The organism is Haloarcula sp. HT12 (genome assembly GCF_055271655.1).
Genome location: NZ_JBUXKW010000003.1, coordinates 346,248 through 362,990 on the forward strand (window position 1 = coordinate 346,248; position 16,743 = coordinate 362,990).

Annotated in this window: 20 protein-coding genes and 2 tRNA genes; 5 read left to right on the plus strand and 17 right to left on the minus strand. The window is 65.3% G+C overall.

The features are described from left to right. Position 1: 1 nt before the first annotated feature. On the minus strand, positions 2–1,117 hold the full coding sequence (bioB, locus tag ACY9XZ_RS11355) for a biotin synthase BioB (protein WP_463457143.1): 1,116 nt from the start codon (positions 1,115–1,117) through the stop codon (positions 2–4). Positions 1,118–1,222: 105 nt separating this feature from the next. Between bioB and ACY9XZ_RS11360 the strand changes: the two genes are divergently transcribed. Then, a complete protein-coding gene (locus ACY9XZ_RS11360; RefSeq protein ID WP_463457144.1) occupies positions 1,223–2,038 on the plus strand; it encodes a cytochrome c oxidase subunit 3 in 816 nt (271 codons plus the stop codon). Positions 2,039–2,063: 25 nt separating this feature from the next. Here ACY9XZ_RS11360 and ACY9XZ_RS11365 read toward each other — a convergent pair whose 3' ends face one another. Both ACY9XZ_RS11365 and ACY9XZ_RS11370 read right to left on the minus strand, forming a co-directional pair. After that, positions 2,064–2,588 carry a hypothetical protein gene (locus ACY9XZ_RS11365; protein WP_463457145.1) on the minus strand — a complete coding sequence of 175 codons (525 nt, stop codon included), beginning with the start codon at positions 2,586–2,588 and terminating at the stop codon, positions 2,064–2,066. A gap of 3 nt (positions 2,589–2,591) precedes the next feature. Further along, the gene (locus ACY9XZ_RS11370; protein WP_463457146.1) at positions 2,592–4,871 is read right to left on the minus strand and encodes a DUF6789 family protein; all 2,280 of its coding nucleotides are present in this window, start codon (positions 4,869–4,871) and stop codon (positions 2,592–2,594) included. Between the two features lie 177 nt (positions 4,872–5,048). Here ACY9XZ_RS11370 and coxB point away from each other — a divergent pair, with 177 nt between their 5' ends. Further along, the gene (gene coxB / locus ACY9XZ_RS11375; RefSeq protein WP_463457147.1) at positions 5,049–5,765 is read left to right on the plus strand and encodes a cytochrome c oxidase subunit II; all 717 of its coding nucleotides are present in this window, start codon (positions 5,049–5,051) and stop codon (positions 5,763–5,765) included. Between the two features lie 27 nt (positions 5,766–5,792). Here coxB and panB read toward each other — a convergent pair whose 3' ends face one another. Continuing rightward, positions 5,793–6,602 carry a 3-methyl-2-oxobutanoate hydroxymethyltransferase gene (panB, locus tag ACY9XZ_RS11380; protein WP_463457148.1) on the minus strand — a complete coding sequence of 270 codons (810 nt, stop codon included), beginning with the start codon at positions 6,600–6,602 and terminating at the stop codon, positions 5,793–5,795. A 97-nt stretch (positions 6,603–6,699) separates the two neighbouring features. Between panB and ACY9XZ_RS11385 the strand changes: the two genes are divergently transcribed. Further along, a complete protein-coding gene (locus ACY9XZ_RS11385) occupies positions 6,700–6,927 on the plus strand; it encodes a DUF5822 domain-containing protein (RefSeq protein ID WP_463457149.1) in 228 nt (75 codons plus the stop codon). Here the strand turns inward: ACY9XZ_RS11385 and ACY9XZ_RS11390 are convergent. From ACY9XZ_RS11390 to ACY9XZ_RS11400, 3 genes are read right to left on the minus strand one after another with little or no spacing between them, the layout of a single operon-like run. Then, positions 6,906–7,448 (minus strand): HAD family hydrolase, encoded by a 543-nt coding sequence (locus tag ACY9XZ_RS11390; RefSeq protein ID WP_463457150.1) that lies wholly within the window; start codon positions 7,446–7,448, stop codon positions 6,906–6,908. The genes ACY9XZ_RS11385 and ACY9XZ_RS11390 overlap by 22 nt on opposite strands. A gap of 48 nt (positions 7,449–7,496) precedes the next feature. Further along, positions 7,497–8,624 carry an acyl-CoA dehydrogenase family protein gene (locus ACY9XZ_RS11395; protein WP_463457151.1) on the minus strand — a complete coding sequence of 376 codons (1,128 nt, stop codon included), beginning with the start codon at positions 8,622–8,624 and terminating at the stop codon, positions 7,497–7,499. Positions 8,625–8,661: 37 nt separating this feature from the next. Beyond that, positions 8,662–9,165 carry a helix-turn-helix domain-containing protein gene (locus ACY9XZ_RS11400; protein WP_463457152.1) on the minus strand — a complete coding sequence of 168 codons (504 nt, stop codon included), beginning with the start codon at positions 9,163–9,165 and terminating at the stop codon, positions 8,662–8,664. A gap of 131 nt (positions 9,166–9,296) precedes the next feature. On the opposite strand from ACY9XZ_RS11400, the gene ACY9XZ_RS11405 reads away from it, so the two are divergent. Continuing rightward, positions 9,297–9,381, plus strand: a tRNA-Leu gene (locus tag ACY9XZ_RS11405). 253 nt (positions 9,382–9,634) lie between these two features. Here ACY9XZ_RS11405 and ACY9XZ_RS11410 read toward each other — a convergent pair. Together ACY9XZ_RS11410 and ACY9XZ_RS11415 are read right to left on the minus strand one after the other, a co-directional pair. Beyond that, entirely contained in the window at positions 9,635–9,823 is a 189-nt protein-coding gene (locus tag ACY9XZ_RS11410) for a DUF7511 domain-containing protein (protein WP_463457153.1), read from the minus strand. A 344-nt stretch (positions 9,824–10,167) separates the two neighbouring features. Further along, positions 10,168–10,252: transfer RNA gene (locus tag ACY9XZ_RS11415), tRNA-Leu, on the minus strand. 86 nt (positions 10,253–10,338) lie between these two features. Between ACY9XZ_RS11415 and ACY9XZ_RS11420 the strand changes: the two genes are divergently transcribed. Further along, positions 10,339–10,647, plus strand: coding sequence for a cyclin family protein (locus tag ACY9XZ_RS11420; protein WP_463457154.1), 309 nt, complete (start codon positions 10,339–10,341; stop codon positions 10,645–10,647). Here the strand turns inward: ACY9XZ_RS11420 and ACY9XZ_RS11425 are convergent, their stop codons facing one another. The 8 genes from ACY9XZ_RS11425 to tfe all read right to left on the minus strand — a co-directional run bounded on the left by ACY9XZ_RS11425 (position 10,648) and on the right by tfe (position 16,545). After that, positions 10,648–11,136: a phosphopantetheine adenylyltransferase gene (locus ACY9XZ_RS11425; protein WP_463457155.1), complete on the minus strand. Its 489-nt coding sequence runs from the start codon at positions 11,134–11,136 to the stop codon at positions 10,648–10,650. 70 nt (positions 11,137–11,206) lie between these two features. Beyond that, positions 11,207–11,776: a helix-turn-helix domain-containing protein gene (locus ACY9XZ_RS11430; RefSeq protein ID WP_463457156.1), complete on the minus strand. Its 570-nt coding sequence runs from the start codon at positions 11,774–11,776 to the stop codon at positions 11,207–11,209. 71 nt (positions 11,777–11,847) lie between these two features. Next, positions 11,848–12,924 carry a glutamate--cysteine ligase gene (locus ACY9XZ_RS11435; RefSeq protein WP_463457157.1) on the minus strand — a complete coding sequence of 359 codons (1,077 nt, stop codon included), beginning with the start codon at positions 12,922–12,924 and terminating at the stop codon, positions 11,848–11,850. Between the two features lie 106 nt (positions 12,925–13,030). After that, positions 13,031–13,663, minus strand: a complete 633-nt coding sequence (locus ACY9XZ_RS11440; RefSeq protein ID WP_463457158.1) for a fibrillarin-like rRNA/tRNA 2'-O-methyltransferase — start codon at positions 13,661–13,663, stop codon at positions 13,031–13,033. After that, a complete protein-coding gene (locus ACY9XZ_RS11445; protein ID WP_463457159.1) occupies positions 13,660–14,499 on the minus strand; it encodes an NOP5/NOP56 family protein in 840 nt (279 codons plus the stop codon). The genes ACY9XZ_RS11440 and ACY9XZ_RS11445 overlap by 4 nt, the downstream gene beginning before the upstream one ends. 51 nt (positions 14,500–14,550) lie before the next feature. Then, the gene (locus tag ACY9XZ_RS11450) at positions 14,551–15,333 is read right to left on the minus strand and encodes a DUF5803 family protein (RefSeq protein WP_463457160.1); all 783 of its coding nucleotides are present in this window, start codon (positions 15,331–15,333) and stop codon (positions 14,551–14,553) included. Between the two features lie 10 nt (positions 15,334–15,343). Further along, the gene (locus ACY9XZ_RS11455; RefSeq protein ID WP_463457161.1) at positions 15,344–16,015 is read right to left on the minus strand and encodes a DUF2110 family protein; all 672 of its coding nucleotides are present in this window, start codon (positions 16,013–16,015) and stop codon (positions 15,344–15,346) included. Next, on the minus strand, positions 16,015–16,545 hold the full coding sequence (gene tfe / locus ACY9XZ_RS11460) for a transcription factor E (protein ID WP_004592762.1): 531 nt from the start codon (positions 16,543–16,545) through the stop codon (positions 16,015–16,017). Before tfe ends, ACY9XZ_RS11455 begins: the two co-directional genes overlap by 1 nt. Between the last annotated feature and the right edge of the window lie 198 nt (positions 16,546–16,743).

Genomic DNA, 16,743 nt, shown 5'->3' on the forward strand with positions numbered 1-16,743 from the left:
GTCAGTCGTCGGATTTGAGCTCTGTGTTTGTCTGTGCCGTCCCTGCCGCCGTCTCGGGGTCCGTCTCGTCGGCTGCGCGTTCTTTGACCGCCTCGGGGTCGAACTGATTGGCCTCGGTGTTTGGCTCCAGCCCGGCCGCCTGCATGATTTCGAGGTCGTCGGCCGCCGACTGGCCCTCCGTGGTGAGATAATCGCCCGTGAGGATACCGTCCGCACCCGCCTCCAGCGCGGCGACCTGCCCGTCCGTGTCGAGGTTGACCTCGCGCCCGCCCGTCAGGCGCACGCGGGACTCGGGGTGGAGCAGGCGGTACACCGCGATGGTCTTGACGACCTCCTCGGTCGTGATATCCGGCAACCCTTCTTCGGCCAGCGGGGTGCCGGCGACCGGGTTCAGAATGTTGACCGGGAGCGAGGAGATACCGATGTCCTGCAGGGCCATCGCCGCGTCGACCCGGTCGGTCGGGGACTCGCCCATGCCCAGAATGACGCCGGCACAGAGGTCCATGCCGGCCTCTTTGGCGACCCGGAGTGTCTCCACCCGCTTCTCGAAGGTGTGGGACTGGACGATCTCCGGGAAGTACCGGGGCGAGGTCTCGATGTTGTGATTGTAGTGGTTGAGCCCCTCGTCGGCCAGGATCGACGCCTCCTCTTCCGTGAGGATACCGAGACTCGCGTCGACTTCCACGTCCGTCTCGTCGCGGACGAGGCGAATGGCTTCGAGGACTTCTTCCCACTCCTCGGGGCGGTGCTCCTTCGAGACGCCCTTCTCGGCGACGACGACCCCGAACCGCTGTGCGCCGTCGCGTTCGGCGCGCTTTGCGGCCTCGAGTATCTTCTCCGGGCCGAGAAAGCCGTAGTTGTCGATGCCGGTGTCGAAGTGGACCGACTGGGCACAGAAGCCGCAGTCCTCCGCGCAGTTGCCGGCTTTGGCGTTTACGATCGAACACGCGTCGACGGTGTCGTCGCCCAGTTGCGTGCGGACGTAGTCGGCCCCGGCCGCGAGGTCATCGACCGGCTGTGCGATGAGTGCCAGTCCGTCTCGGCGGTCGAGGCGTTCACCGTCCAGCACGCGCGCGACAGCGTCGTCTACCGTTCGGTTGCCCGTCTCGTAAACCACACTCTGGCTGTCGGTTGACGGTTTCATAAAGATTCGGGTAGGGTCGGCGACAGACGTGTCACCTGTGGGGATACTATTTTACCGAACTCACTGCTATACATTCGCATGGCTGGCTCGACGGAAACGGCAACTGAACACGCCGCCGAAGACGGTCACGAACACCGGAGTCGGTGGCCCCTGATAGCTGCAATTGGCGCTGCGTCGCTGTATCTGGGCGTCGGATTGGTGTTTGTCGGACTCGACCTGGTTCCGTCCCCGGTTCCAATTGTGCTCGGCGGCGCTGGTGCGATTGGCTTGCTGGCCGGACTCGCCGGGTGGGCCAACGAGGCGTTTATCGCCGATTACCTACGGAGACACGGGGAGAGCGATTCCGACCTGTACGCCACGACGATGCTCCTGTTTCTCGTCTCCGACGTGGCGACGTTCTCCGCGGGATTCGTCTACTACGCGTTCATCCGCGCCGGCGCGTGGCCACCCGACCATCTCCCGCCGCTGCTTGGTTCGCTTGTCGTCATTAACACCGCACTACTGCTGGCAAGTAGCGTGACGCTCCACTACGGCCACGAGGCGCTGGAAGGCGGGAACCGGCGGCGGTTCCTCGGCCTGCTCGGCGTGACCCTGCTGCTGGGTGTCGTCTTCCTCGCCGGGCAGGTGTACGAGTACTACGAGTTCGTCGCCGTGGAGGGCTTCGGTATCGGCTCCGGCGCGTTCGGGAGCGCGTTCTACGGGCTCACCGGCCTCCATGGCCTCCACGTCGCGCTCGGCGTGTTGCTGCTCGCTATCGCCTTCGGGCGCGCGCTCCGGGGACATTACGCGCCCGAACGGGACACCGCCATCCGGACCACGTCGCTGTACTGGCACTTCGTCGATCTGGTGTGGGTGTTTCTCGTCGTCGTGCTGTACGTCGGCGCTGCGCTCTGACTCCGGCGCTGCGCGCAGGAGCCCACTACTTCGACCGGCCAGCCCGCTGTTCAAGCCGTACCAGCCGCCGGTACAGCGGCGGGGCCAGGACGCCGAGGAACCCGAGGGCGATGGCGAACACACCGAGCGGGAACTGTAGCGGCGCGGCCGCGAAACAGGTGTTTTCGGCGACGAGGGTCACGTAGTACTGCTCGCCCTCGTAGGAGACGATGCTCCCACGTCGGAAACTGTCGGCGTTGGGCACGTCACCGACGACCTGTTCCTCGCCGACCGGGTCGTCTATCGCCGTCAGGAACGCCGTTTGCTCGGCCGAGGAGAGGTTCTCGAAGGCCAGTCGTGGGAGCCGCGGCCTGGATTCGTTCTCGTCGAACCGCTCAGCCGTTGCCTCGGGCGATTCGACCCCGATGGTCGGGTTCCCGCAGTTCTCCAGGTCCGGTTCGATGAGCGCGTAGCCGCCGGGCACGGCACCGGCGATGCCGACTGCGATGAGCAGGACGCCGACGAACGGCGCGACGTACTGGAAGACGAACGAGTCAGTGCCGGCGCTCATCAGTCAGGTTCCTCCCCGGCGGCTGCGGAACGTCTCGTCGGATTTGAGGTACTGGAAGGTCACCGTCAGCCCGACGCCGTACGCCCAGTGGGAGACGAGCACGAAGGTGAGATACCCGACGAACGCGAGCCCGCTCTGCCCGGTGTAGAAGGCGATGGCGAACCCGCTGGATATCAGCGTCGCGAATACCAGCCCGGTCTCGAACAGCAGTCGGCCGGGGAGATAGTCCGAAAACGCCAGGAACAGGAGCGGCCAGGTGACGGTCCCGCCGACGAGGAACAGGACCGCGCCGATGGCCGGGCTCGCGGGTAGACCGACCAGTTCGGCGATTTCCCCGAAGGAAACCGGGTCGAGGACACCGACGAGTATCGCCGTGATGAGTCCGCCGCTCATCAGAACGGTCCCGACGAACCCGCCGGCGGCGGCCATCCACGCGTTCTGGGAGACAGTCTGGGCGACGGTACCGACGCCGCCAGCCAGTCCAGTCGGCTCAGCTTCGGGGGCGTAGGAGCGCCGCGTCGTCTCGGGTTCGGTCGGCTCCATGTCGTATTTGTCCATCATGTGCTGTTCGAACCACTGCCACTCGCGGGTGAACTGGTTCGTCGCCTTCAGCCCCCACGGGTCAGTCGTCGTCACGGGCGTCCCCCGCCAGTAGGAGACGAGCATGTTGTACAGCCACAGCAGCGCGCTGAGGCCGATGACGTAGCCGCCGACGGTCGCGATCTGCTGGGCGAACTGGTACTCCGGCGGGTAGATGGCCTGCCGTCGCGGGAGCCCTATCCCGCCGATGACGAGCAACGTCATGAACGTCACGAACGAGCCAAAGACGATGAGCAGCGACTGGAACCGCGCCAGCCGCGTGTCGTACCAGCGGCCGGTGATGAGCGGGTACCAGTAGTAGCTCGCTGCGATCATCAGGAACGGGATGATGCCGACGACGATGAGGTGGAAGTGCCCGACGACGTAGTAGGTCCCGTGATAGAGGATATCGACGGGGATGACCGCGAGGAAGACACCGGTGACGCCGCCGATGATGAACGTCCCGATGCCGCCGGCACAGAGGATGAACGGCGCGGTCAGGCGGATGTTCCCCTCCCACATCGTCGTGATCCAGTTGAACACCTTGATCGCACTGGGAACGGCGATGGCGATGGAGATCGCCATGAATGACAGTTTGACTCGCGGGTCCGCGCTCGTCGTGAACATGTGGTGGGCCCAGACGCCAAAGGAGAGGACGCCAAGCCCCAGCGTCGAGTAGACGATGAACTGGTAGCCGAACAGTTTCCGGCCGACGAACTTCGGTAATATGAGGCTCATCAACCCCGTCGCCGGGAGGAAGAGGATGTACACCTCGGGGTGGCCCCAGAACCAGAACAGGTGTTGCCAGAGGATCGCGCCGCCGCCCTCCGTCGCGAAGAACGTCGTGGCGAGGTTGCGGTCGAGCAGGAGCATCACCAGCGCGCTCCCCAGCAGCGGGAACGCGAACAGCGCGATCCCGCTCGTGACGAGCATGTTCCACGAGAAGATGTCCAGATTTGCCCAGGAGACGCCCTCGCCGCGCTCGTAGACGATAGTGGTGATGAAATTGATAGCCCCGACCGTCGTGGCGATGCCGCTCAGGTGCAATCCGAGCAACAGCATGTCTATCTGCGGGTTCGGTTGCTGGACGGACAGGGGGGCGTACAGCGTCCAGCCGATGCTCACTTCACGCATCGTGAGGAAAAACCGGATGGCGTCCGCGGGAAGCACCAGATTCAGCACCTGGCCGAGGACCTGGATCATGAGTCCCATCCGGACCATAATGAGTGCCGGCGGAAGCAGCCAGAAGCCGATGGCGTTGACCCGCGGGAACGCCATGTCGTCGGCCCCGATAAGCAGCGGCAGGACGTAGTTCCCGATGCCGAAAAAGACCGGCAGGACGAAGAATATCAGCATCGTCAGCCCGTGGGTGGTAAACAGCGCGTTGTACGTCTCCGGCGTCCAGATGTCCGCCGGCGGCGTCAGCAGTTCCGTCCGCAGCATCATCGCGTCGACGCCGCCCCACAGACCGGCGGCGGTGCCGAAGAAGATGTACAGCAGCCCGATATCCCGGTGGTCCGTCGTCGTCAGCCAACGATACACGGCCGACTGTATCCGGCCGATTTCGAATTCTATCTCCTCTCGCGTCGTGTATCCGCCGTCGCTCTCCGGTCGTGCCTTCCGCCGCTCCCAAACCCACAGGGAAAGCACTGACAGCGCCAGCACAGCCAGGGCGCTTCCCTCGACGATAGCCCTGTTCAGCATCTGTGTGTAACTGGCCCTGCCGGCACGATTGCTCGTTTCATCATGCTACACGTTACCAATCTCTGACACGCCCACACTCATAAAACTACGCTGGAAACCCGACTCCAGTGGCGACCACCTTTCGGCCAGCTCGACTTTGGGAAAGTTATTTGACATGGCGATTGGTACAGTGTGACAATGCGTCTTCGACGGCGCTTGATTCGGGGGGGTTTCCTCGTAGTCGGACTCTCGCTGTTGGCCGCACCAGCCGCGGCCCAGTCGCTCAACAGGGCGGCTATCGACGAACTCAACGCCCAACTCCTGTACGTCGCTCTGCCACTGACGCTGTTCGTCGAACTCACGCTCGTGTACGCTATCTACCGGTTCCGGAGCAACGACGACCCGCGGCCGACGGTCGACGACCCGGCGCTAGAGGTGACATGGACGGCCGCGACGGGCGCGATACTCGTCTTCGTCGGCGTCTCGGCGTTCGTGGTGATGGCAAACCCCTACATCACGCCCGCGGCGGCTCAGGCGTCCGCCGACGGCGACGCCTTCGCGAACGATACGGAGATCGACGTGCTCGCCTACCAGTGGGGGTGGGAGTTCTCCTACGGCGAGGCAAACGTCACGACGGAAGAACGGCTCGTGCTGCCGGCTGACGAGAACGTCACGTTCAGGCTGCAGACGACAGACGTGATACACGCTATCTACATCCCGCAACTGGGCGTCAAGCAGGACATCTTCCCCGGCCGGACGATGACCGCCCGAACGCACGCGACAGAACCCGGCGAGTACCGGCTGTACTGCGCCGAGATGTGCGGGGCCGGCCACAGTAAGATGAACGCCACCGTCGTCGTCAAGAACCAGTCCGCGTACGATGCCTGGATCGAGAACCAGACGGCAGCAGGATAGCGCCGGGGTCGCTCGCCGGCCGACACCTCAGTACAGATCGTCGAGTTCGTCCTCGGTGTGGCTGTGGGACTCGCCCGGGAACGCGCCGGATTCGACGGCGTCGATGTACTCGTCGACAGCGTCTGCAACCTCGCCGCGAACGTCGCCGAACTGCTCGGCGAAGGGTGGACTCGATTCCGAGAGTCCGACCACGTCGGTGAACACGAGCACCTGGCCGTCGCAGTCACCGCCGGCCCCGATTCCGATTGTCGGGATGTCGACTGCCTCGGTGACCTTGGCGGCGAGGTTCGCCGGGATGTGTTCGAGCACTAGCGCGAACGCACCGGCGTCCTCGTGCTCGCGGGCGAGGTCGAGGATTTCCTCGGCGTCCTCGCGGTCAGTCGCCTGTCTGGTGTAGCCGGTCTGGTTGACGCTCTGGGGCGTGAGTCCGAGGTGGGCCATCGTCGGAATTCCGAGGTCTGTCAGCCGCTCGGTCAGGTCAACCGTGTGTGGCCCGGATTCGAGCTTGACCGCATTAGCGCCTTCCTCTTTCAGCATCCGTCCGCAGTTCTGGATGCTCTCGCTCTCGTCCGCGCCGAAGGAGAGAAACGGCATGTCGGCGACGACGAGGGCGTCGTCCGCCCCGCGTGCGACGGCCCCGACGCGGGAGGCCACCTCCTCAAGTGTGACCGGGAGCGTATCGTCGTGGCCGAGGACGGCGTTCCCCATGCTGTCGCCGACGAGAATGACGTCGACACCGGTGTCGTCGACGATGCTCGCGGTGACGGCGTCGTACGCTGTCAGCATCGTGATCGGCTCCTCACCAGCCATCGCCTGCAGGTCCCGGACCGTTGGCATATCCGAGCGAGGGTGCGCCTGCGCCTTACCTGTTCGGATTGCGCGGTTCGTGCGGGAAACCGCAAGGTGCTTGCCGCAGCTAGCAGAAACACTGCATGTGCCAACAGTCGAGAAGACGGACCCGGACGGCGTCGACTTCGGGTGGGTGATGCAGGTCACCTTCGTGGCGACGATACTCGTCGGCTCGCCGCTCGTCGTGCTCGCGTCGACCGCGGTTACGCTCTCGACCTGGACCGCGCGGGCGATCTTCGCGGTTCGGGTCGGCGCGCTCGTCTGGTTTCTGACGGCCGTCTGTGTCTACCTCTACGCGCGATACCGGGCCTGATCGAACTCGCTCGCCCACGCGAACGCCATCCCGGCCCGCCGGGCGGCCGTCGCGTCGCTCTCGGAATCACCGACAAACACCGCGGCTTCGGGCTCGACACCGAGTTCGTCGGCAATCGCCAGCAGCCCCTCCGGGTCCGGCTTCGAGGACCCGACGGTGTCGCGGCCGACGACCGGGCCGACGTGACCGTCGAGGTCGTGGACCGCCAGCGCTGCCCGGCACGCCGCTTCGGCGTTGAGCGAGCAGACGCCGACGGGGACGCTGTGTGGAAGTCCGTCGGCGAGCGGCAGTCGCTCCGAGTCGTGTGCGCCGGTCCGCTCGTGGTCGGTGATCGCCGCCTCGACTGCGTCACGGTGACCAGTCTCGGATGACAGCGTCAGCATCTCCCAGAGATCCCGGTCTTCGGGGTCGACGTCCCGTTCGCGCAGGACCGTCGCAACGTCGCTGGTCACCCTGTCCCAGTCGACGGCCAGCCTGACGAGCGTTCCGTCGAGGTCGTAGATGACGGCGTCGTGTGTCACACGCGTTGGTAGGGTCGACGCCCGCAAAACCGCTTCGCCCCGGCCAACTCACTCCAGCAGGTCCCGCGCGATGATGTTTTTTTGGATTTCGCTGGTCCCCTCGTAGATGGTCGTCACCTTCGCGTCGCGGTAGAACCGCTCGACGGGGTAGTCCGTCGTGTAGCCGTAGCCGCCGTGGATCTGGATGGCCTCGTTGGCCACGTCGACTGCCGTTTCACTCGCGAAGTACTTCGCCATGCTCGCCGCCGCTCTCGCCCGCTCCCCACGCTCCAGTTGCTGTGCGGCGTCCCACGTCAGCAACCGCGCTGCCTGCACGTTCGTCGCCATATCGGCCAGTTTGTGCTGAATCGACTGGAACTCGCTGATGGGCTGGTCGAACTGCTCACGCTCCTGCGCGTAGTCCAGCGCCTCGTCGAGAGCCGACTGAGCCAGTCCGACGGCCTGGGCGGCGATAGCGACACGTCCGGTGGTGAGAATCGACAGCGCCGCTGCCAGCCCCTCACCCTCCGCTGTCAACCGGTAGCGCTCTGGGACCCGGACGCCGTCGAACTGGAGCGGTGTCGTGTCGCTCGCGCGCAATCCGAGCTTGTCCTCTTTCTCGCCGACGGTGAGGCCCGCAGTGTCTTTCGGGACGAGGAACTGCGTTATCGAATCCGGGTCCTCGGGGTCAGTCTTCGCGAAGACGATGACGACGCCGGCCCGTTCCCCGTTCGTAATCCACTGCTTCTCGCCGTCGATGACGTACTCGTCGCCGTCGCGTCGGGCGGTGGTCGACATCTCCCGCGGGTTCGACCCGGCCTGTGGCTCCGAGAGCGCGAACGCGCCCACCGGGCGGCCGTCGACCATCTCCGGGAGCCAGTCCTCTTTGACCGCCTCGGAGCCGAACTGCGCGATACACGAAGTCGCCAGGCAGTGGACCGACAGCGCCGTCGCGACGGCGAGGGAGCCGTAGGCGAGTTCCTCGTTGACCAGCGCGTACGTCGGGTTGTCCGCGTCGAAGCCGCCGTACTCGGCCGGCGTCGTCAGCCCGGTGATGTCGATGGCCGCGAGCCCGTCCCAACACTCCTCGGGGAAGGCCTGCTCGCGGTCGGCGTCGGCGGCACTCGGGCGGATGTCCTCGACGGCGAACTCCCGGACTGTGTCGCGGATGGCGCGCTGCTCGGCGGAGAGGTCCATACCGACCGTTACGGCGGAGTCGGCAAAATATTCGGGGTCAGTTGGACTCGACGAGGTCGATATCGAGGTACTGTTCCAGTGCCTTGATCGTCGAGCCACCGACGTTCGCCTGTGTCGCCCGCCCCTGCTCGACGGCGAGGATGTCCGCTTCGTCCAGGTCGAGCTCCTCGGCGAGCTCGGCGGTCTGGAGCCCCTCGTCCTGGCGTGCCTCCGTCACGCGCTCGCCGTAGTTTTTGACCAGGTATGGGAGCTGGTCGTCGTCGTAGTCAGCGCCGTCCTCCCAGTGGGAGGCGTCGGCCTGCTGTGCGTCCCGCATTTTCGCCGCGTTCTGTGCGGCTTTGCGTTTCCGGTCCTGCTCGTCGCGCGAGCTGTCACTGCCCGTCGTTCGCTCGTTTTCCCCGTGGTCACGCGCACAGCTGTCACACACCTGCAGGGTCGCACCAGCGACGTTAGCGGTCTGGAGGTCGCCACCGTCGCTACCGCAGAGCTCACAGCTCCCGCCGGCGCTGTCGCCGCCACTGCCGGTCGAGTATTTGGCCATGCCCCCCGTAGCGGTTTCGTGATATTTCAAACGTCCGGTTCGTGGGAGTGACACACCCTCCCGGGGCGCGGTCAAACGAAAGCGCTTTTATTGACCCACCGGGAACGATTGAATGCACTCAGTAAGAGCGCGCGTGGGTAGCCAAGCCAGGCCAACGGCGCAGCGTTGAGGGCGCTGTCCCGTAGGGGTCCGCCGGTTCGAATCCGGTCCCACGCATTTCTCCTGAGCGCGAACATATCGTGAGCGCTCTGCATATCGAACGGATCGAATTCGAACCCTGGAAGACGAGTGAAACGAGTCTTCCTCTGGTTCGAATCCGGTCCCACGCACTCTCAGAGTGCAGGTGCATTCCCTTGGGACTGCACCCACGCAAACTTACTTCGGACACAACGCTTCCAGAGCGTTCTCTGTCCCTTCTCTCGTGAAAAATAGACAGTCAGACACGAGCCTGAGCGAGCCCACTCCTCGCTCACCGCATCTCGTCGAGCGCGACGGCGTGCTCGATGTCGACCGAAATCCAGTGGGTCGGGAGCTCGTCGTCCTGGTCGCTGAAGACGGTGAGCTCGGTCGGATTGTCCGCGTCGTCGACCGCATAGTCGAAGCGAGTCGATCCTGCGGCGCGAGCAGACGAGTCACGGAGTGGGTCGTAAACTGACATCGTCAGTGCCTCATCTAGTACGACGTAGACTCACCCTATAAGCGGCAGTTGCGATTCTTGCCCGATGGGAATCTGGCGGGTGACCCCGCTTCTGTAGCTTCTGGCAATGAGAACCCGCGGGACCGGACTCGAACCGGATGGAGACGGTCGGCCTCACTTCGTTTGGCCGCTGCGACTCCCTGGATTCGAATCCGCTGGCGATTCTGCTGCTCGCGATTTGCTCGCAGCAAGAATGCGCGGGACCGGATTCGAACCGGAGCAAAAAATGCTCGCTCACAACAGTTCGCTGCGCGTTCCTTGCAGGGTTCGTTCCGGTCCTGCTCTTCGCTCACTTCGTTCGCTCATGCGCGGGACCGGATTCGAACCGGCGGACCCCTACGGGATAGCGTCCTAAGCGCTACGCCTTTGGCCTGGCTCGGCAACCCGCGCGCACCAGTCGGTATCCGCGTTGGCATCAAGAACCCTTCGCTTGCGGGCGACAAAGGTTTAGGTACGGTAGGGACCAACGACGCTGTATGTACCGCGCCAGCGACCGAATCGAGCACGACGAGTGGCTGTCCGACATTGAGGCGGCGTCAGACAGACTCGACCTCGGGACGGAGGCGCGGTCCCACGCGGTCGACCTGTTCCTCTCGACAGTACCCGAGGAGGACCGGTCGAAGCAGGCGACGATGGCGGCTAGCGTGTATGTGGGTGCGCTGGTCGCCGGCGAGGAGCGGTCCCAGTCCGCAGTCGCCGAGGCCACAGACGTCTCTCGGCTGACGATTCAACAGCGCTGGAAGGACTTACTGGAGACGGCCGGACTCGAAGCGCCGGGCTGGTAGTTACGAGATGTTTTCGCGGCCGGTGCGGTTCGGCGTGAGGTTCCCGTGTTCGTCGATTTCGCCCTTGACGATCCGGGTCGACGAGATGATGTCGCCGTCTTCGGCGTGGACGTGCGGGACGACTTCGATTTCGAGCGGGTCGTGGCCCCGCTCTTCGCGGATTTCGTTGATGCGGCGGCCGCCGGTCTCCGTCTCGGGCGAGACGACGAGCGCGTCGAACTGGGGCTCCGTGGCGATACCCGTCGGCTCGGTCAGTTCACGGACCTGCCAGTCGCGTTTCCGGTCGGCGGCGAGCGTCGCGAGTTCGTCGCTCAGGCTGGCTTTTCGGTCGCTGAACGGCCGAACGTGGCGTTGGTCGTGGCGCGTCTTCGGCGCGAGGTCGTCGCTGGTGAGGCCGACTGTCACGTCCCCGAGTTCGAATGCGCGTTCGAACAGCGCGCGGTGTCCGTCGTGAATCGGGTCGAACGTTCCCCCCAGCGCGACATTCATATCCCGGGCAACGGTACGGGTAGGTTTAGTAATATCGACTCACGAAACGGCTCGCCGGAGCCGGTTTTGACTACACGTCGGCGTCGTCGGCTCCGCCCTCGGAGCCGTCCGCTTCGTCGCCATTGTCCTCGCTTGCATCGGCGTCAGTGTCGGACGTATCGTCGTCGGCGTCCTCGACCGAAATCGTCACGGGTTCGTCGTCGGGTTCCAGCGTTGTCTCGCCCCCACCAATGTGGTCGTCGAGATTGAACACCGTGTTCAGTTCCGACTGGATATCGCCGACGATAGTGTTGACGAGGTCACTCGGCGAGATGGCGCTGTACTCGTAGGGGTTGTTGCCCGCGCCGTCGCTCTCTCGTTTCTGTCGGGTCACCACTTCCTCGTCAGTGAGGGCGGCCAGCGCCTCGCGGACGGTACTCGGATACAGGCCGGTTCCCTCGGCGATCTCCTCGCTGGTGCTTTCGGGGTGTTGCCGCAGGTGGACGTAGATCCGCGCCCGCGTCTCCGTATCGAGCACCCACGCCAGCAGGTCGACGATGCCTTCGTCGAACTGCTCGACCGCGCGGTCCGCCTCCTGTTCGATTCGCTCACGGACGTCCGTGTCCTCGGGGTCGTCGTGGTCTGTGTCGTCTGGGGACATGCGTTGTCTCTGTGAGGACAAAAGCTACAGCTGGATAAAAACCCTTGGCACGACTCGCTATCGCCGACCGATTACAACCGCAGCGAGTCAGCAAGCGCCATGACGCCGTCCTCCGTGCGAAGCCGTCGCTGTCGTTTGGCACCGCTTTCGCGGTCGTACAGCTCCCACAGCCCGTCGATGCCCAGTCGGTCGCTTTCGATCTCGACCAGTTCCTCGACCGAGCGGGTCGTCGAGAGGTCGCGCGACAGCAGCTCCGCGGACTGGCCGTGGCGGATCGCGCGCCACTTGTTCTCGTCGAGAAACTCCCGGCGGAGTCGCCGGCCGGACTCGCCGTCCTCGTACCGTTCAGCGAGGTCACGGACGAGTTCGCGGACGTACTCGACGAAGGCCAACACGCGGTCGGGATCGGCCTGCCCGTCCGGGGCGCGCACCTCGACGGTGCCGTGGCCCGAATGCGGTCGCACGTCGAACCAGAGTTCGCCGCGGTCGTCGATACTGCCCGTTTCGAGCATCCGCCGTTCGTAGGCCTCGAAGGCGTCGTAGTCGTCGAACGCCGTCGGCATCCCGGTGTTGGGCAGGGCCTCGAATATCTTCCCGCGGGCGGACTGCAGCCCGGTGTCGAAGCCGTTCCAGTACGGCGAGTTCGCCGACAGCGCGAGCATCAGCGGGAGGTGCCAGCGGAGTTCGTTCGCCACCCAGACGGCCTTGTCGGCGTCGTCCACGCCGACGTGGACGTGGAGGCCGGCCGTCGTGTTGCGGTGCTGTGGATACTGAATGCGGTCCAGCTGGGATCTGTAGCGGGGCTTCTGGGCGTGTTCGAGCTCGCGCCACTTCGCCAGCGGATGTAGCCCTGCCGCGGCGATACCGAACCCGTTCGCTTCGGCGTGAGCCACTAGCGCGTCCCGGACCGACCGGAGGTGTTCACCGGCGTTTGCCGGGTCGTCGATCCGTGGCGTCTGCGTCTCGATAACACACTTGAACAACTCGTGGTCGAGCCGGCCGTCGAGCACCGCCGGCGGCTCCGCCTCGTAGACGAGTTCGTCCGTTCCGGATGTCGGGCGACCGAACTCGTCGACGACGTAGAACTCTTCTTCGATGCCGAGCGTCCCCATCCGGGTGAAATGCTCGGCAGAACCCGTCGCGTCCATTAATCAGCACATCGGAATCGACCCGCTAAAGCCTTCCGTCCCCGCCCGCTCGGCCCGCACAACTGGGTTCCAATCCGGTGTAATTGTGTGGACAGGGCGTCTCCAGTCAGTTCTTCCGGAGCCGGGCGACAATCCCGAGGTGGTCCTCGTGGTACGGGTCCAGACGCGCCGTCTCAAGCAGTTCGTACTCCGAACTGAGTTCGTCCCGCACGCTGTCGAACACGGCGTCGGGGTCGGCCGTCACGTCTTCGCTCCGGGCTTTGATGGCTGCGAGGAGCCGCCCGTCGTCGGTCAGGAACTGCTTATTGAGCGCCGCGACACGGGCCTGCCCTCTGGTCGCCACGTCCTGCACAATGACATCGACCGGTTCGACGACGTGGGCGTAGCTCTCGGGCTTGCGTGCGTCCTTCAACAGCGGGAAGAGATTCCCTCGGCTCTCCGCGGCGTCCAGCAGTTCTCGCACGGGCCGGGGCGCGAACTCGACGGCGTAGGTCGGGCCGCCGAAGTCCGCCACGTGGCTCACGGTCGTCCCGGCCGCCGCGCCGAGATACAGGACGGTTTCGCCGCCCTCAAGGCCGGTGTCCATCCCCTGCGCCAGCATCGCCCCGAGCTTCGAGCGATGTGGGTCCCACCGCCGCCAGTCGCCGTCCGTCCGCTCGCCGTACACCGGCTGCCCTTGTGTGGCGAGGCTCGTTTCTCCGTCGAAATCGTGGCGCTCGACGCCAGTCGGGAGTGTCATTCGTCGCCCTCCTCGGCGCGGGCCTGAATCCGGTCGATCCGTTCATCGAGTTCCGCCTGCAGGTCGGGCCGACGGTCGCCGCTGTAGTGGTCGATGCGGGCCGCGATGGAGAGCTTGCCCGCCAGCGCCCGCGCTGCTGACCCGCGGTCTTCCCGGCGGGTCCCGCGCACGTACTCGTGGGTGAAGATGACGCCGTGTTTCGGCGACGGCGCATTCCCCTTGAGGTGGGCAAACAGGGCGTCCTCCGCGCCGAGGACCTGCACCGTCCCGCTCGGTTTCTTCGCCAGTGCTTCGAGCCCGCCGGCCAGCGAGATCAGGCGGGCCGCAAGCACTGGCCCGGCCAGCATCGAAAGGTTCGGCGCGACGGCGGGCGCGGTCCGTTCGATGTACGCTCGGAGCGAGTCTGCTTCGTCGGCCAACTCGGCCGTCTGCTCGGCGAGTAACCGGAGCGCGCGATCACCTTCGTCCTCGTCGTCTCGGTCGATCAGCGAACGGGCGTAGTCGACGCCGCTCCCGCTGTCCCCGTGACGGCTCCCGCCCCATTCGGCGACCCGCTCGGCGAGTTCGTTGGCCGTCCGCTCGCAGTCGGCCATGGCCCGCACGGCGTGGACGAGCTGCTGGTCGTCGGCCCCCTCCTGTTCGGCGACCGCCGCGCTGGTCGCCGCCATCGTCACCTCGTGGAGGCGGTCGTAGTAAGCCGCCTCGTCGTCGGCGAACCCAGCGTCGACGGCCTGCTGTGGCCAGTCCTCCGGTGTGTCGGCTCGCCCGGCCGCTATCCGTTCGACAGCGGCCGCGTCGTCGTCCGGGTCCAGCCCGGCGAACCACCCGTTGCTCATAGCCGTGTGTGCACGCCCGACGCGAAAAAGTGACCCGGTACAGCGCAGCCGTCAGCGCATTCCCGGCGGCGGGCCGCGGTCCCGCGGGTCGTCGTCGCCGTCTTCCTCTTCGAGATCGATCCCGGCCTCCTTCCGTCGGCGAATCACCGCCTGAAGCTGTCGATAGTAGTACAGCGTCCCCACGACGCCGACAGTGATCGCGATCCCCGCCAGGCCGCCGAACAGCCACAGGTCACGGTCGAGGTAGTACCGGACGACGATCTGGTCGGAGGTCACCTCGTCCCACCGAATGACTTGCTGGCCGTCGACGGTCTCGGACTCGTACCCGCCCGGGCTGATGCGCGAGAGGAACGGAATCCCGGCCCCGGTGTTGGGCGGGAGCACGACCGTGTACGAACCGTCCTCGACGAGCGTCGGGGAGGCGAAGCGTTTCCCGGTCCGGGCGACCGAGTACCCGACCTTTCCGGAGACGTTCCCCGGGAAGGAGATAGTGGTTCGCTGGCGGCTCTCCGAGGCGCTCAGCGAGGATTCTGCGGCGCTAACGACCGTCCCGTTGTCGTATCTGAACCGAAGCGCACTGATGGGGACGCTCCGCTCGCGCCCGAGGCCGTCGACGGTGTACACGTCGAACGTCGTTTCGTTTTCGACGGCGTAGACGGCAGTGTACTTCGACTCCTCGATGACGATTGTCCCGTCTGCGGACGTGTCCCAGTCGTAGCTCGCGTTCTCGTTCAGCCGCTCCGGATCGACCTCTTCGGAGCCGAAGAAGCCGGAACAGCCCGAGAGGGCGACCAGTGCGAGAACGGCGACCAGCAGGAGGTGGCGGCGTTTCATAGCTCGAAAGTCAGGGGACGATTGCCAGCAGCTCCGACGGCATGTACTGCCCGATGTCGGCGAGCAGCCCCGGCGGGTCGGTGTCCGGGTTGCAGATGATGCTCTGTTCTAGCAGGCCGATGCGTTCGACAGTGACGATGTCCTGTGCGTGGCCGGCGCGGTTGACCGTCGCGCGCGCTTCCGAGCGCGTGACGCTGTTCGCGTTGATGCGGCCGTTGCCTCGGGTCCACTCGTAGAGGCGGTCCTGCTCGACCTCGGCCAACCGCGGCGGGTCGCCCGCGACGAACCGGAGGGGGAGGTGCTGGACCAGTCCGAACCGTTTCCGGATCTGGCTTGGCGTCCCCTGTCCGAGCCCGAGCTGGTCGGCCGGAATCCGGACTGTCTGCCCGAATCCGACGTCGAGGACGAACCCGTCCTCGTCCCAGCTATCGAGGGTCCCGACGTACGTCTCGCCGTCCTCGTGGTCGGCGACCATCTCGCCGAACTCCTCGCGCAGCAGGTTCTTCGCGACGGTCTCGTCTGGGCCGTCGACGGTCACCGACGGGAACTCGTCGTCCCGGAGGCCGATGTCGTACTCCACGTCGAGGTCGCCGAGTTCGTTGCCGACCATCGAGCGCAGCCCGTCGAGCGTACGGTCCCGGGCGTCGCCGGCGACGTACACTTTTGTGCCGAGAACGACCATCAGGCTTCCACGTCCACGTCAGCGTTCAGTTCGTCCCTGAGCTCCTCGATGCGGTTTTCCATCGCGGTGACGAGCCGGGTGTTCTCCATCGTCTCGACCTGATTGCCACATTCGGGGCACTCGAAGCCGAATTCCATCGCCTCGCCGAACTCGAAGCGGATGCCGCAGTGTTCACAGAGGTAGAACTCGTTTTCCCGCTCGTACTCGCGGCGCTCTTCGAGGCCGTCGAGCAGGCGGTGCATCTCCTCCTGGAGCTGTTCGGGGATCTTCTCGTACTGGAACGTCCAGAGGTACGTGAGCCACCCAGAGTCCTCGTCGCGGAGCCGACGGTAGGTCGCGAGGTCGTTCTCGTAGAGGATAAACAGCGCTCTGCGCACGTCGTTCAGTTCGAGCCCGAGCTCCTCGGCCAGTTCCTCGTCGGTCACTTCGCCGTCCGGCGGCGCGGCGGCGACCGGCATCCCTTTCGGTCCGACCAGCTCGTGGAGGTACTTCTGTATGACGGGGTCCTCCAAGAGTTCCTCAAAAGCCATTACCCGCACATCCGGGAGTCATGTGGTTAAAACCATCGGGTCGTCCTCTCTCGAACGCTGATGCAGGGGCCGGGATCATGCTAGATGGAGGGGACCATGCTAACATTGTTTCGCACGCGCTGTGCGTGCCGGCGGACGGCAACTGTGGCAAACACCAGCAGCCACTCCCGAGGGGCGACCACCATGTACACGTGGCTC